19 protein-coding genes and 1 pseudogene are annotated in these 14,144 nt (G+C 45.0%); 6 read left to right on the top strand and 14 right to left on the bottom strand.

Annotated elements, in window-relative coordinates:
* Positions 1-51 precede the first annotated feature (51 nt).
* Positions 52-936 carry an NlpC/P60 family protein gene (locus MBEAL2_RS29840; RefSeq protein ID WP_052948057.1) on the bottom strand — a complete coding sequence of 295 codons (885 nt, stop codon included), beginning with the start codon at positions 934-936 and terminating at the stop codon, positions 52-54.
* A 245-nt stretch (positions 937-1,181) separates the two neighbouring features.
* Complete coding sequence (locus MBEAL2_RS27155) at positions 1,182-3,677, bottom strand: U32 family peptidase (protein WP_082130229.1); 2,496 nt, start codon at positions 3,675-3,677, stop codon at positions 1,182-1,184.
* A 164-nt stretch (positions 3,678-3,841) separates the two neighbouring features.
* On the opposite strand from MBEAL2_RS27155, the gene MBEAL2_RS27150 reads away from it, so the two are divergent.
* Together MBEAL2_RS27150 and MBEAL2_RS27145 are read left to right on the top strand one after the other, a co-directional pair.
* Entirely contained in the window at positions 3,842-4,234 is a 393-nt protein-coding gene (locus MBEAL2_RS27150; RefSeq protein WP_047155339.1) for a CidA/LrgA family protein, read from the top strand.
* On the top strand, positions 4,209-4,895 hold the full coding sequence (locus tag MBEAL2_RS27145; RefSeq protein ID WP_047155338.1) for an LrgB family protein: 687 nt from the start codon (positions 4,209-4,211) through the stop codon (positions 4,893-4,895). Before MBEAL2_RS27150 ends, MBEAL2_RS27145 begins: the two co-directional genes overlap by 26 nt.
* Before the next feature lie 60 nt (positions 4,896-4,955).
* On the opposite strand, the gene MBEAL2_RS27140 is transcribed toward MBEAL2_RS27145, so the two are convergent.
* The 3 genes from MBEAL2_RS27140 to yneA all read right to left on the bottom strand — a co-directional run bounded on the left by MBEAL2_RS27140 (position 4,956) and on the right by yneA (position 6,230).
* On the bottom strand, positions 4,956-5,606 hold the full coding sequence (locus tag MBEAL2_RS27140) for a YneB family resolvase-like protein (RefSeq protein ID WP_047155337.1): 651 nt from the start codon (positions 5,604-5,606) through the stop codon (positions 4,956-4,958).
* Positions 5,607-5,658: 52 nt separating this feature from the next.
* Positions 5,659-5,874, bottom strand: a complete 216-nt coding sequence (locus MBEAL2_RS27135; protein ID WP_047155336.1) for a DUF896 domain-containing protein — start codon at positions 5,872-5,874, stop codon at positions 5,659-5,661.
* 68 nt (positions 5,875-5,942) lie between these two features.
* Positions 5,943-6,230: a cell division suppressor protein YneA gene (gene yneA, locus MBEAL2_RS27130; RefSeq protein ID WP_052948056.1), complete on the bottom strand. Its 288-nt coding sequence runs from the start codon at positions 6,228-6,230 to the stop codon at positions 5,943-5,945.
* A gap of 218 nt (positions 6,231-6,448) precedes the next feature.
* On the opposite strand from yneA, the gene lexA reads away from it, so the two are divergent.
* Complete coding sequence (lexA, locus tag MBEAL2_RS27125) at positions 6,449-7,072, top strand: transcriptional repressor LexA (RefSeq protein ID WP_047155335.1); 624 nt, start codon at positions 6,449-6,451, stop codon at positions 7,070-7,072.
* Between the two features lie 44 nt (positions 7,073-7,116).
* Here the strand turns inward: lexA and MBEAL2_RS27120 are convergent, their stop codons facing one another.
* From MBEAL2_RS27120 to MBEAL2_RS27110, 3 genes are all read right to left on the bottom strand, one after another.
* Positions 7,117-7,350 carry a hypothetical protein gene (locus MBEAL2_RS27120; RefSeq protein ID WP_047155334.1) on the bottom strand — a complete coding sequence of 78 codons (234 nt, stop codon included), beginning with the start codon at positions 7,348-7,350 and terminating at the stop codon, positions 7,117-7,119.
* 129 nt (positions 7,351-7,479) lie between these two features.
* Entirely contained in the window at positions 7,480-7,971 is a 492-nt protein-coding gene (locus MBEAL2_RS27115) for a DUF456 domain-containing protein (RefSeq protein WP_047155333.1), read from the bottom strand.
* 284 nt (positions 7,972-8,255) lie between these two features.
* The gene (locus tag MBEAL2_RS27110) at positions 8,256-9,749 is read right to left on the bottom strand and encodes a phytoene desaturase family protein (RefSeq protein WP_047155332.1); all 1,494 of its coding nucleotides are present in this window, start codon (positions 9,747-9,749) and stop codon (positions 8,256-8,258) included.
* Positions 9,750-10,094: 345 nt separating this feature from the next.
* Between MBEAL2_RS27110 and MBEAL2_RS27105 the strand changes: the two genes are divergently transcribed.
* The 3 genes and pseudogenes from MBEAL2_RS27105 (at position 10,095) to yjcZ (ending at position 10,982) form a co-directional block, all read left to right on the top strand.
* Complete coding sequence (locus tag MBEAL2_RS27105) at positions 10,095-10,382, top strand: hypothetical protein (protein WP_047155331.1); 288 nt, start codon at positions 10,095-10,097, stop codon at positions 10,380-10,382.
* Positions 10,383-10,539: 157 nt separating this feature from the next.
* Positions 10,540-10,767: pseudogene (locus tag MBEAL2_RS30805) on the top strand (NAD(P)-dependent oxidoreductase); the annotation flags it as partial.
* A gap of 89 nt (positions 10,768-10,856) precedes the next feature.
* Positions 10,857-10,982 carry a sporulation protein YjcZ gene (gene yjcZ, locus MBEAL2_RS30800; protein WP_082130228.1) on the top strand — a complete coding sequence of 42 codons (126 nt, stop codon included), beginning with the start codon at positions 10,857-10,859 and terminating at the stop codon, positions 10,980-10,982.
* Between the two features lie 251 nt (positions 10,983-11,233).
* Here the strand turns inward: yjcZ and MBEAL2_RS27090 are convergent, their stop codons facing one another.
* The 6 genes from MBEAL2_RS27090 to MBEAL2_RS30795 form a co-directional block, all read right to left on the bottom strand.
* A complete protein-coding gene (locus MBEAL2_RS27090; protein ID WP_047155329.1) occupies positions 11,234-11,455 on the bottom strand; it encodes a spore germination protein in 222 nt (73 codons plus the stop codon).
* 179 nt (positions 11,456-11,634) lie between these two features.
* Positions 11,635-11,856: a spore germination protein gene (locus MBEAL2_RS27085; RefSeq protein WP_047155328.1), complete on the bottom strand. Its 222-nt coding sequence runs from the start codon at positions 11,854-11,856 to the stop codon at positions 11,635-11,637.
* Positions 11,857-11,880: 24 nt separating this feature from the next.
* A complete protein-coding gene (locus tag MBEAL2_RS27080; RefSeq protein ID WP_047155327.1) occupies positions 11,881-12,075 on the bottom strand; it encodes a spore germination protein in 195 nt (64 codons plus the stop codon).
* Positions 12,076-12,189: 114 nt separating this feature from the next.
* On the bottom strand, positions 12,190-12,381 hold the full coding sequence (locus MBEAL2_RS27075) for a hypothetical protein (RefSeq protein WP_152667949.1): 192 nt from the start codon (positions 12,379-12,381) through the stop codon (positions 12,190-12,192).
* A gap of 332 nt (positions 12,382-12,713) precedes the next feature.
* Entirely contained in the window at positions 12,714-12,872 is a 159-nt protein-coding gene (locus MBEAL2_RS32130; RefSeq protein ID WP_161798314.1) for a hypothetical protein, read from the bottom strand.
* 690 nt (positions 12,873-13,562) lie between these two features.
* Complete coding sequence (locus tag MBEAL2_RS30795; protein WP_369405544.1) at positions 13,563-13,766, bottom strand: hypothetical protein; 204 nt, start codon at positions 13,764-13,766, stop codon at positions 13,563-13,565.
* Between the last annotated feature and the right edge of the window lie 378 nt (positions 13,767-14,144).

Here is a 14,144-nt window from a genome sequence, read left to right as displayed (position 1 = left end):
CTTGATTGTGCAGAGCTTTTTCCGATTTGCTTATTTACCCTCTATTTTCTATTAAAAGAATCGTTTTGCTCCGTAATACTCGTAGTGGTCAAGATACCAGTTTATATCATCAATCTTAACGCTGGTAGATGCTGCATGTGCCATCTTATTGTCACCAATATAAACGCCCACGTGCGTAATTGTTCCCCGTTTTTCTGAGTCAAAAAAGAGCAAGTCACCCGGTTTCAAGTCTACAATACTTTCCACTGCCTCACCTGCTGTAAACTGGGAAGCAGACGTTCTCGGCAGGGTAACTCCCATCTCCCCGAGCACATAAGACGTAAATCCACTGCAGTCAAACCCTTCCGGTGTAGTTCCCCCCCATTTATAAGGAATGCCTACTAAAGGAGAAACAATCCCGTCCATTTTCCGTTCATCATGGGACGCATCTCCCGAAGAACGGGATGTCTTCGTTATCCGCTGCGTTTCTTGAGCAAGCAAAGACGGTACAGGGGCAGAAGAGGTTGTCTTGGAGCCGGAGGACGGTATTTTCTCCGTCTGGTATACTTTGGCGCTTCTTTTCGTCTCGTTGGCCCGGACCGTGCGTGTTGTATGTTGTTTAGTATCTACCAGGTTTGTGGAGCCGGATGCCTTGGCCGAACCGGCTGTAGTTTTTGCTGGAGCCGGTGATTTCATTTTGCTTGAGTTCTTCGCTTGCGTTGAAGATTTTACTGTACCGGAAGCCGTTTTCGCTGCATCAGGCACCTCAATAACTTGTCCCATTATTAAATTGTCCCCTGTCAAATCATTCGCTTTCTTTAATTGCTCCACCGAGACACCAAACTTCGTGCTGAGCTTGTACAATGTGTCTGCTTTTGCAACAGTGTAAGGCGCCGCCGACACCGGAGCGGCAACTGCCATCGATAAAATAACAGACAATCCGAGTATTTTCTTCATCACGTTCACCATCCCAGCCCGTTCTATGATTTTCCTACTATGTATGCTATGACATTCGTTCGATATTACTATAGCTATGTATGTATTCCTGCTGCTATTTTCATTCTAGCTTCATTTCATTCGGGTGAAAACTACTTTTTTCCTAAAAATATGTTTTTGTGTCGAATGAACTAGATAAGCGCAAAGGGAGGAAACAAAAAAAGACAGGGATAGACTCCCTGCCTGTAGAAAAACGGCGTATCTGTTTATTTTACTAATTGGCCGCGGGTAACGCCAAGCTGGTTCGTTGCCTTCAATGCGCGCCAAACGCTTGTCCCCGTTCGCTTCCCATTCAATGCTTCGCGGTATAGTGATAATACCTCCTGTACTTTGTCCGCATCTTCTTCCAGGAACTCGACGCGGTACCGCTGCACACCAAGCGCTAAAAACTGCGGCAGGTATTCTGCACCGGATTGTTCAATCGCGTTATATACCGTGTTTCGGCAGCCGACATCGACGCGAACCGGGTGTGACATCCCGATGCGATCCTGCAGAGACACCCGGTGGCTCTCACAAGGCCTGCCGCAGTTCGTATAATCCGTACCTTCGCTTAGGAACGTGCAGTATACACAGTGCTCGGTATGGAACATCGGCAGGTGCTGGTGAATAACCAGTTCCATCCTATCTGCAGGCGACCATTCAAGCATATCGAGCACTTGCTGAATGTTCAAATCGTAAGACGGAGTCACGTTTTCCAGCCCATTGTCGAGGAACAATTCCGCCGCTTTGTGGTTAGCAATATTTAATGAGAAGTCACCAAACAGCGGCAGATTAGTCCCAGATTGCCTGTAATACTGCAGGGCCCCCGTATTGCGAATGAGAATCGCATCCGGCTGCGCTTTCGTAATCGCATTTAGCACACCGTTTTCGCCCGGCATATGAATACGCGGGGTGGCCAGTGCAATTTTCTTCCCGTTTGCATGCGCAATTTCAACAGCACGCGGGTAATCCCGGGTAAATTCAAAGTCGGCGTACAGGTAGTCCACGTCTGTCATGGACGACGCTTCGATCTGCTCCAGAGTGCGGCACAGTGAGATAAGAGCGGGAGATTGGACCGGTGCACCGGTCTGTCCCGGACGAACTTCGGTTTCTTTTCCTGCGGTATTTTTTGTAAAAGCACGCGGGCGCATTCTGCACTCAATCAACTGCTCGACCGCTTCTCTTCTCATCCGGTTCAGTTCTTTTACAGGTACGATTACATCTCCGTCAATGTCCATATCAAGTTCGCCCAGTTCATAGATGGTTCCACCGAGCCTGCCCCATTGTTCCACCAGATAGTCAATTGTAAGCGGACGCTTTCTTGCGGCTTCGAGCACGGCGTCCGAAGAGACGGTTACTGTGTCGCCTGTCCTTGTGTCCTGCCAGCTGGTCGTTAAAGGTGTTCCTTCTTTTCCCCATACTTTCACGGACAGAGGGAACAGGCGGTGTGGCTGCTCTGTCTCAAACGTCTTTCTCAGCCTGCGGTCAAGCTCCGGATCGTTTGTTTTCCAGATTTTATCGCCCACATGAACACGGTTCAGCTTCACATCATGACGGCCAGGAACGATTTCGATAAGGCCTTCAGGGATTTCCCCTTCCACCTTGTGCCCGTTCCTCCGCAGATCATATACGCGGCCGCCCTCTTCTTTTACCTGCGGATTCCCCGCGTCAAATACAATTCCATCCCCGCGCTTTAGCGGTGATTCAAGCTCACAAAGCACGGCGTCTTTCAGCACTTTTTTCACGGTACCAAGATAAACGCCCCGGCTTTTAGGGAATGTACCGTCCACCAGTTTCTTATTGTTCGTTCCCGTTAGGAAGCCATGTGTAAAGCCCCGGCTGAAGCTCTGCTCCAGTTCTCTCACTTCCTGTTTAGAAGGGACATACGCTTCCCCTTCAAAGTACTGATCGATTGCTTTACGGTATTTGCTAACAACATTGGCTACATACTCGGGTGTTTTCATACGGCCTTCGATTTTAAAAGACTTAACACCTGCTTCAATGAGCTCGGGCATCAGGTCAATGGCGGCTAAATCCTTCGGTGATAGCAGGTAAGCGATGTTGCCCATTTCCTTCTGCTCTCCGTCTACAAGCAAGTCGTATGGCAGCCGGCACGCCTGTGCACACTCACCGCGATTTGCCGATCTTCCGCCCCACATCTCTGATGTTAAGCACTGTCCGGAGTAAGAGACGCACAACGCCCCGTGCACAAACACTTCAAGCGGGGTATTTGTTTTGTCCGCGATCGTTTTGATTTGTTTTAAGTTGTTTTCCCGCCCGAGAACAACAACTTCCAAATCGTACTCTTTTACGAAATCCACCGCTTCGGGAGACGTAATCGTCATCTGGGTAGAGCCGTGAATGGGAAAATCAGGTGAAATCTCCCGAATCATTTTGACAAGCCCAAGATCCTGGACGATGACCGCGTCGACTCCTGCGTCTACACACGCATCAATTAACTCCCTTGCGTCTTCCATTTCGTTCTCAAACACGAGTATGTTAAACGTCAAATACCCTTTAACGCCGAATTTATGAAGATAAGCCATAATCTCAGGCAGCTCGTCCATCTTAAAATTGTCCGCCCGGGCTCTCGCATTAAATTTCTCCACGCCAAAGAAAATAGCGTCCGCGCCGTTATTGACCGCGGCTTTCATGCATTCCCAATTCCCGGCCGGTGCCAGCAATTCAACCATTTCTCTTGTTCTGGCCGTCATGTAGTTCATTCCTTCCTGTCTTCAGGTAAACCCTGTCTGTTCAACAATTAACTATACTCTATTTTTTACATTTTTGCAGTTGCAAAGCTGCACCTGATCCGGTAAATGTTGTTTCGTAACATGTTTCGTTTTATAATTAGTTTCATTATTCGAATTATAAGGGGACTCAAACAATGAAATCTGCATTTCTATTATTTATCCAACTTATCATTTTATGGCTCTTAAACAAAGCCGGCTATTTGATTGTTGAAGCGTTGCACGTGCCAGTACCAGGAAATGTGGTCGGTATGATTCTCCTCTTCCTTCTTCTCGCGAGCGGCATCTTCCCCTTGCGGTGGATTGAACAGGCTTCTTCTTTTTTAATCAAACACCTGGCCTTTTTCTTCATTCCCATTGCAGTTGGCTTGATGAATTTCGGGCCCTTCTTTGCAAAAAACGGCATTGCCCTTATTGCCGCGCTGCTGGTAAGCACAGCGGCAGGCCTGTTCATTACCGGATTTGTCTCACAAACGCTCGCAAGGAAAAAGGAGGCCGTACACCGTGGGGACAGCTATCACACTGTATAGCATTGCAATTACACTGGGCGCTTATTTTATCAGCAGAATCGTAGCGAGAAAATACCCTTCCCCGTTTACAACGCCCGTCTTTTTCAGTACAACCGTTATCATCCTGCTGCTTTCTGCAGGGGGCATTTCTTATGCCCAGTATGAGTTCGCAAAGGAGATTATGACCTTCCTGCTCGGTCCGGCTACCGTTGCCCTTGCGGTTCCGCTCTATAAGAACAGGGAAACACTGCTGAGAAACAGCGTGCCTGCCATTATGGGGCTGATTATCGGTTCGCTATCAACCATGTTAGCTGCCATTTTTATCGTAAAATTATTCCACCTGTCAGACACCATTCTTTCTTCGATAAGCGTAAAATCCGTTACGGTTCCGATCGCTGTAGAAGTGTCGAAAATTATCAATGGTGACCCGGCGCTGGCAGCTGCTTTTGTTGTAGCAACCGGAACGATCGGAACGATGCTTGGCCCCTGGCTGCTGGATAAAACAAGGATTTCTGATCCGCTTTCAAGAGGTCTGGCTCTTGGAACGATTGCACACGGCCAGGGAACGGCGCAGGCGGCACTGGAGGGGGAGCTGCAGGGAGCCATCGGCGGGGTGGCGATGGGGCTGGGCGCGATTTTTACGTCGTTTGCAGCTCCTCTGCTCGTTCCCCTGCTGCGGTAGCTGGATAGTATATAAGCAAACAAAAAGGCGGATACTCGTTATTATCCGCCTTACATTGTATTATTCACTTGAATCCTCGCTCTCTTTATGTTCCATAAATCTACGGTGTACGGTCGCCCTCGATGCCTCATACCCCAGCCCTCTCAATGTAGCCGCAATCTCTTCGTAGGTCAGCTTTTTAGCTCGCAGCTTAACGATCTCATCAAGCGGGAGCTCGTTCCGCTTTCTCCCGCCCTGATCAATGTTTTTCAAGTTTCGCTCAGGCCTGTACCCTTCCATGATGGCTTTCTGCATACCGCGTGATATTTTGTGGTTGGTGAGGCGGCGCTGGTATTCTTCAACGATAGCCAGAATCTCCAGAACCATCCCCTCCATCTCGCTAATTTGCAGTTCTCCTTCATTATCGAGAGAAATGACCTTGCCTCCCAGCTTGCGTATTTGGTGGAGGATGGCGATTTTGCTGTTGCCTCGTCCAAGCCGCGACTCATCCTGAATCAAAACCGCGTCAATTTTTTTGTTTGTAAAGTCGTCCAGTATAGCGAGCAGGCCTTCACGCTCCATCTCAAAGCCACTCTCCTGCTCCTCCACCTGCCGTATCACTGCCCATCCCTTTTGTGCTGCGAAGCTTTGAAGCTCTTTCATTTGCCTCTGCAGGCTGCTTTCCTGTGCTTTTCTTTCCGTACTTACCCTTGCATACAGCGCAACTTTCATTTTCTATTCCTCCATTTATGTAAAAACCCTTCCGGGGCGACGGAAGGGTTTTCTAGTGCTTATATTTTGTCGGCAGCGGGCCGATTTCTTTTCCATTCTCGTCAACAAGACGAATCGAGTCAAGATTCGCGCGCAAGGAACCGCGCACAGCCTGTATATATTCATTACGCAACGATTTCTGCTCCGCTTTTTCTTTCTCGGTTAAACCGGAAGCCTTCGCTTTCGCGGCGAGTTCATTAATGCGTTTGATTTTCTCGTCGGTTACCATATAAGAACTCCTTTCATAAAGGTGTCCCCTATTATAGCACGAATATCAAGCTGTATGGAAGGACTCCTCTAGGATTGTATAGGAACGATAATTTTGTCTCCGTCCTGTACAATGGCGGAAGTAAGTTTGTTTTCTTCTTTTATGTAGTATAAGAGCTCCTGAACAGACATATCAGCCTGCTCGTTATAACGGTCTGCAATACTCCACAGGGTGTCTCCCTGCTTTACGACAACTTCAATCCCTCTCGGCTGCTTCACTGCCTTTCCTTCCGATCCGATGGAAGCAAACACGAGGTTTGCCATTCCCATAATACACATCCCAACGATGATTCCTATAAACCCGATTTTCTTATTCATATGTATGTATCCCCCTTGTCCACCTTTTCCTTATTGTCATCTTATGCATGGCAAGTTATAATAGAACAAATGAAAATAAGAACATTCGTTCTTTGTATTTATACAATAACGCGAACAAAGGTTCCTGTCAATAAAAAATTAGAACTTATGTTTGTATATAGAGATAATTGTTAGTATAATAAAAACAAAGAAATAACGAATGATGGGGAGTGTTATATATGAAGAAGCTATCCAGCCGACAGCTTGCCATTCTGGACTACATAAAGCGTGAGGTTAAAGATAAAGGGTATCCGCCTTCTGTTCGTGAAATTGGAGAAGCGGTAGGATTGGCTTCCAGTTCTACAGTACACGGACACCTGGCACGCCTGGAGAAGAAGGGGTTAATCCGCCGCGATCCGACCAAGCCGCGCGCCATCGAGATTCTTAATTCTGAGAATGCACCGGTTGAGCTTCAGGGGATGCGGACGGTGACCGTACCTGTAATGGGGAAAGTAACGGCGGGCCTGCCAATTACAGCCGTGGAAAACGTAGAGGAATACTTTGTTCTTCCGGAAAGCACAGTCGGCAGTGACAACGTATACATGCTGCGCGTACAGGGTGAAAGTATGATTGAGGCAGGCATTCTGGACGGTGATTATGTCATTGTGCGCCAGCAGCAAATCGCGAACAACGGAGATATTGTCGTGGCCATGACCGAAGAGGATGAGGCGACGGTAAAACGTTTCTTTAAGGAAAAGAATCATTTCCGCCTGCAGCCGGAGAATTCGACCATGGAACCGATTCTTCTGCCTGCTGTATCTATTCTTGGAAAAGTCATCGGTGTATACCGCAATATCCACTAGATAATAAAAACCAGGCCATTTAAACGGCCTGGTTTTTTGTTTCATTAAGAAACTTCATGTCGTTCTAATCCTTGTTTTACCTTGTAGATTTTATGCTGCAGGCGGGTAATCCGCTTCCGCAGGTCTTCCCGAAATCGGATTTCTTCTTCATCAGGGTCTTCTTCCAGTACGCGCAACAATTGATTGAGTTCGTTCAACTGATGCTTTAATCGTCTGTATGTTTGGATGGTCATTTTTCGCCGTATCTGCATTTGAAAAATTTGTTTTGCTACTGTCATTTGTTTGTCTTCCTTTTCTCTTCTGGTCTATTTTTCTCTCCTTCCTTCTTTACCACGCATTTAAATGGTTTATGCATGCTATCGGCATTCCATTTCCATCCACACCGTCTGAACTTTACCGGAAACCGATTATAGAACGACAATCAAGAACCAAATAATCATAATCAGCTGAATGATGATTTTTACAACCCCGCTGCTAAGAAAGCCGAGCACCGTGCCCATTGCCATTTGCAGCGAACGCTGTGCGTCGTTTTTCTGCACGATTCCAACAGCAAATACAGCAAGGAAAGGCCCTACGATAATGGAAAACGGACCAAGAAATACACCGAGCAGCAGCGGACCGAGAATCACACCTGCGACCGCGGCAAACATCGACCATTTATCCCCTCCATACCTCTTTACAAAGTACATATTAGCCAGCATGTCAGCCGCAATTAAAAACAAGGTCAACACTGTCATCGGAAGCCAGAAGCTCCAGCCGAGCGGCACTCCGCCAATTCCGAACCGGTACAGAAGAAACGCTGCCCAAACAAGCAATGCATCAGGAATAACAGGAATGAATACACCGGCAAGGCTAAATAAAAAAAGCGCACCGATTCCAATCCATATAAGGACCTCCATATTACCTACTCCTTTGCTTTATATTTATTGTTCTATTGTATTGAAAACATAGATACCTAAGTCTCATCGTTATAAATGTCCCCCCTTTTTTTACTACGTGTATTACCTGGGACGGTTTCATATTCTTTTTTACTTTTGTATGCTATGTTTGATTGTGTATGTATAATTTGTATTTTGTTGTCTTATTTTTAAATACGCAGTATTTTAATACATTTAACAGCTTACTGGTGGGATAAAGAAAAAAAGCTGCCGAAGCAGCGTTACCTCTCATCGTATACAATTTTTCAAATACAGGTAAACTCGTTTGAACGGATAAGCTCAGCTACAGTTGCGCCCGTAATTACAACCGCCTCAATCCCTGGTCCTTCTCCTACTCCCGCTCCTGCAAGATACAAGCCGCCGATTGGACTTTGCAGAGATGGAAACCCATTTTCTTTATCCATCTTCGTGCTGTAAATAGAGCCCTCATATGTTTTCATATAGCGCTCAACGGTTTTAGGCGTTGCTACCTCTGAGAATAGAATAGATTTTTCTGCTATTGGGTCAATGGCTGCCAGAAACTCCCGGCATTTCATATCAATTTCTTGTTTACGCTGAAGGTACTGTTGTTCGCCCATCTGTTGATAATAGCTTGCTGATGGGGAAGCCTTAAACATAATGACAACCGTTCCGCACCCATTCGGCGCCAGGCTTTCATCCAGCCTGGCAGCAGAATGATAGGCGATGCCGTCTACTGTCAATCCATTCGCCGGGAATTCAACCGGCTTCGAGAATTTATGGCTGATTAAACGCTCGGTAATAAATGGTGTTTGTAGAGCAGCGCTCCAGGAAATAAGAGACATAGAAGGTTCAAGCTGTCTCACTTTTTCCTGATAGGCAGCGGATAAACAATCCAACCCGATAAGTTTTTCGTACGTAACGCGTGGGTCTGTGTTTGAGATTACAACAGGTGCAAAGAAATCCCCCTTATTTGTTCGGACCCCTTTTACTTGATTTTCTTCTATCATAATGGAATCTGCGTGTGTGTTTATTCTCGCTTCGCTGCCATAGGAGCGCAGCTTTTTCACAAGCTGGTCTGCCAATATTCCTGAGCCTCCCTGTGGCCGATACCCTCCTTCAATAAAATATCCCATAATGGATAACATCGTGGAAGTTGGCGTCTTTAACCCTAAGTCTCCCACATACCCTGTTAGCATCGAAAGATTTTGAATCAGGACAGAGTCCTGGATAAAGGCTTGTAAAAACTCCCCCCATGTACTTCTCATCCAGCGAAAGTAGTTTGGATTTTTTGCAGGATATTCCATCATTTCTCCTTTTGTTTTTGGAATTCGCGGTATGACACGGTCCGGCGCAAATACCGTATATTTCTCCTCATAAGCAGCCTTACACGTTGTAAAAAACTGTTTGATTCCGTACGCTTCATGTGGATATTGAACAATGAGCCGATCTCTCCACTCCTCATACTTGTGCGGAATCTCAAAGATCTCATCATCGTAACGAAATTCGTAAGTGTTTTTTAACCACGTAATGTTTTCCATCATTCCATGGCGTTGTAAAAAATGCCGGACAGGCCCCTGCTTTCCTAAACCACTAATCGATTCTACACCGGCATCAAATTTGAACCCGCCTTTTCGTGTATAGGTTGTGCAGGCTCCCCCAAACATGTAATGCTGTTCTAAGACGGTTACTTTCTTCCCGTGGCTTGCTAAATCTACAGCAGCTGTCAGCCCTCCAATACCTGAGCCTACTACAATGACATCATAATGATGATTTTCCATGTGTAACTCCTCCTTCTAATACCGGCCGTTGGTATGTTTTGATCATAAGATACCGACTGCCGGTTTGTCAATTGTTTGTTTAAATTTATATTGGAACTCAGTTTATGCCCTTTGCTAAATCCATATGGCGTTTTAAATTCAATGCGCAGTATTTTTTTACCATAAATAAAAGGATAAGTGACAAACGCAGGATAAAGAAGACGCTCATCGTAATAACCGCTGTCCAGAGCAAGGTCCATAGGACCCTGAGTGCGTAAATCAGACCCCGGTCGGGCACAATATGTTCTGGGACTGCGCTGGCAAAGCAACAGCGCTTCCCTATCACAAAACGAGGGAGTGAGATGAATGGCTGAAAACAACGAGCGCAATCGAAACGGTGCTGGTGGCCGCAACGCGACCAACACGGCTGGCGTCGATGCTAGTGAGGCTGTAGGAACCGTAGGAGGTGCTGCTGCGGGCGCTGCCGTGGGTTCTATTTTTGGACCGCTTGGCACCGTTGCAGGTGGCCTCGCTGGCGGTGCATTGGGCAACCAGGTGGGTGAGGGTGCCGGGGGTGCCAACAACAACGCGAAAAACGCGCGTGGTGCTGGGGGTAACGGCGGCGCCACGAACCGGACCGAACAGAATAAATAGCGCTGGCACCATCTACTAGTGAGGGAAAGCAGGGGGCAGGGACAACCCTGCGCCCCTGCTTACTTGTTGGGGCAGAAACTTCACTGAGGACCACGTCAAGTGGTCTAGTTTAACCCGGGATTGATTTTTAGAAGATTTATTTATATAGCGAAGATTACTGGACACTCATTCATTAATTCCTCACTATCGTGGCAGCGGTAAATTATCCAACAAGGTTGCCATCATTACAGGAGGAGACTGCGGAATTGGCCGGCGATGTTTGACGATTGCCGGGGATCTGCGTGAGGAGCGATTCTCCTATGAGGTCGTGCAGCAAACAATCGATACCTTCGGAAAAATTGATGTTCTCGTGCTTAACCAAGCAGTACAATTTCCTCAGGAGAGCGGTTTCTTGCTGTTTTCCTAGGGCAGATTATCGGACTTTCGGGTAAAAAGGGCAAACACCCAACACTTGTCCCCCCTTCTCTGCGTACTATGAAGTGTACTCCAATTCATTACGTATGGGAGGGAAACAGCATGGGATTTTTCGATGGAGCTGAATTCTCGTTCATCCTTGTTCTCTTTATTCTCTTGGTGATTATTGCATGTGCATGCGACTAATAAACCAGGAAGAGCTGCTGTTCTTGTAAAGAAAGAAGTTTGATCATAAAAAGGCCACCAGTAAAGGCGGCCTTTTTATGATGGCTTACCAATTCAGCTTATAGCATCGGACAAATGCTGCGAGGGGGAAAGAGGCAACGACCTACCACTCTGTATCCTCTAAGCAAGGAGGATAAAAAGCCGAAGTTACAGGATAGAGTTGATTTTACATCATGAAAATTAAATGACATGCTCTTCCCTTCCTACTCTTGTTACACGATACCTGCAATATTTTGATCTACACTATGGGGTTCGTTCGTATTAGTTGAACTAAAACGATTAAAGTTTTCCATAAAATTAGCCGTATTTCCGGAACCTGACCCGTCATTTGTTGTTGAAGTACTTTTAGGAGAAAGAATCACAGATTTTTTCGTGATAATCGTTGAACCGTTGTCCATGGATCCTATATTGATAGCTCCAATGATTGAAGACATAGACTCCCATCCTTTGTAAGTAGTTTCTCAAAGTATAATATGCTGACCTTCGCCTAAAGTTAATGATGTAATTCCGTTAGCTTTTGTTTATCATACAGGCAAAAGAAAGAGCAGGTTCTCTTTGAACGACTCTTTCTTATACCATAGCTTTTATGGTGTATCTTCCCTTCTCCGCTGGGTTACACCGTACCTGCAATATTTTGATCTGCAATGTGGGGACGGTTCGTATTGGTTAAACTAAAACGATTAAAGTTTCTCATAATATTAGCCGTATTACCGGAACCTGAACCCCCATTTGTTCTTGCACTGCTTTTGGGAGAAATAATAAGAGCTTCCTCCAAGACAATCGATGAACCATGGTCCATGCTTATCACATTGATAGCTCCAACGAATGTAGACATAGACATCCATCCTTTATAAAGTAGTTACTCATTCGAATCATTCGTTTTCGTTACATTAGAATTGTTTACGATTTTCATAGAATCAGCAGTATTAAAAGAGCCTGATCCGGCAAACGATTTTGAGGTGCTTTTAGGAGAAAGAATCACACAATCACCCAAGTTAACAATGGCACTATGATCCATACTCACTATATTTACACTTCCAACAATTGAAGGCATGGGAAAACATCCTTTGTAAAGTAGTTAATAATGCATAGTATGATCCCATGCACCCATGGGTGCATCATCCAATTTACTTTTTTCAGGAGGATACAGCAGCCTATAGGATACCTTTCATTTAATTTTGCCTCCTAGATGTGATGGAATCATGATGAAATGAACCTCAAAATAACGATTAATAACCGGGATTATAAAAATAAACAGCCAACCTGAAAGCAGGCTGGCTCTGTATAGATACAAGGTGTACGATTTAACTTTCGTTTTCATCGCGATAATGTCCATGGCCGCCATATCCACCATAACCATACGGATATTATCCGATAAGTAATAGGATAAAGAGTACAAGAATTACCCCGAAAAACGCCTCGCCCACAAAAACCTCTTTTCCAGAAGAGGTTTTTGTCTGTTTAACCAAGTGCTACAAGGGTAATGCCCCCATTTTTCTTCTAAGAAAGGAGGTTATAGGAAGCTCTTTTTTACATAACGAAGATTATCCGCCACAACAAAGCAGCTGCTGAAGCTGGAATTTTAGCTTCAGCAGCTGCTTTAGTTTATAGTTTGTATGATATTTTGTATTGTCAGAGAAAAAAGTTCTTGTTTCCTGACGGCCTTTATAAAACAACGAAAATGAAGTTGATTTAGCCTCGTTTTCGCTGTTTCCGTGGTTCACTTGATGCCTGTGATTTATGTCCTTCCTTTGACTTCCGCTGTTCCCGTCGTTTTTCTGGTTCCTGTACCGCTCTTGATTCCTGCCCTTCCTGTGGTTCTTGGCGTCGTTTACGACCAAAAAGGCCCATTCTTTCACCCCCTCCCTTTTTTCACCTAAAACCTACTTCCATATTATGCGGGATAAAAACAATGGTTAGATGAATATCCCGCTTTATAAACACAATGTGAAAATCGGGTCCATAGAAGAGAACATCCGATAAGATTCACTATGTAAAAGCTTACTTTTTTGTGAGAAAGTAGGTTCTAGATTGAATGAGTATGTAGGTAATACGGATACCGTTCATTCTATTGTCATCATTTACTTTGTAGAAGATTCCCTTGCTCCTGCATAGTAAACAAAGGAATCCTTCCTTGGCAGTCTTTATTACTCACATACAAATGCGATGATAACGAGTAAGATGAAGAGTACGAGAATAATCCCGATTTCCTCCCCAAAGCCGAAACCTGCCATTTTCCATCCCCCTTCCATTTAGGCAAGAGATAGTATTACATTATGTAAAGTGGTTTGGACAATTGTTGGGCAATCGCCTTTTTTTGTCGAAATCTGCAATAGGATTCATTGTATATCTCGTAAGGGAAACTGCTTAGATAATGCCTCTATGCAGATCTTGTTCGGACAAAATTAAACAACCTGAGTCCAATCGAATTTCAGACTCAGGTTGTATATTTTAATACTGTCTACTAGGCAGGGATAAGATCATAGTCTCAACATCTACTTTGTTAAAATGCCAGCGATATAACCACCAAGGATATCCATCTTAACGACCGCCACCACAGTGGAAGCAATTAGAACAACGGAAGCAGTTGAAACAATTATGGAAACAATTATGGAAACAATTATGGAAACAGTTATGGAAACAGTTATGGAAACAGTTATGGAAACAATTAAAACAACGAACACCCATACCACATTGTCGCGCCTGATCCATATTGTGTTGACCTTGAGTGTCATAAGGAGTCATCTGGTTCGCCTGAAAATTAGAAACATCCAACCCTTGAAGTTCTTTTTGAAAATCATCCATTTTTACAACCTCCGTTTATTAAATGAATAAGTTATGCCGGCAGCGTAACCAGCAACTCAAAACAATGACAGGACGAAGAGAATCAAAAACAATGGCATAGCGATTGAATCCACCAAATAATTTCAATACTTTCCTCAACACAATATGAACCATAATGGGCGATTGTTACTGATACAAATTCTGTTAAAGAAACTCAAATCATAACAAGGTCACCTTTACTGGCCACCTTGTTATCGTGAATTATGCACAATCCTTGTTTATCGTAAAAGCCGAAATAAAGAATCCCACTTCATGGCATACCGAATCAAGCTTCATCCC

This window comes from Aneurinibacillus tyrosinisolvens (assembly GCF_001015055.1).
Classification (GTDB): domain Bacteria; phylum Bacillota; class Bacilli; order Aneurinibacillales; family Aneurinibacillaceae; genus Aneurinibacillus_A; species Aneurinibacillus_A tyrosinisolvens.
The sequence above is the reverse complement of the archived record's forward strand: the minus strand, read 5'-3'. Positions and strand labels throughout refer to the sequence as shown.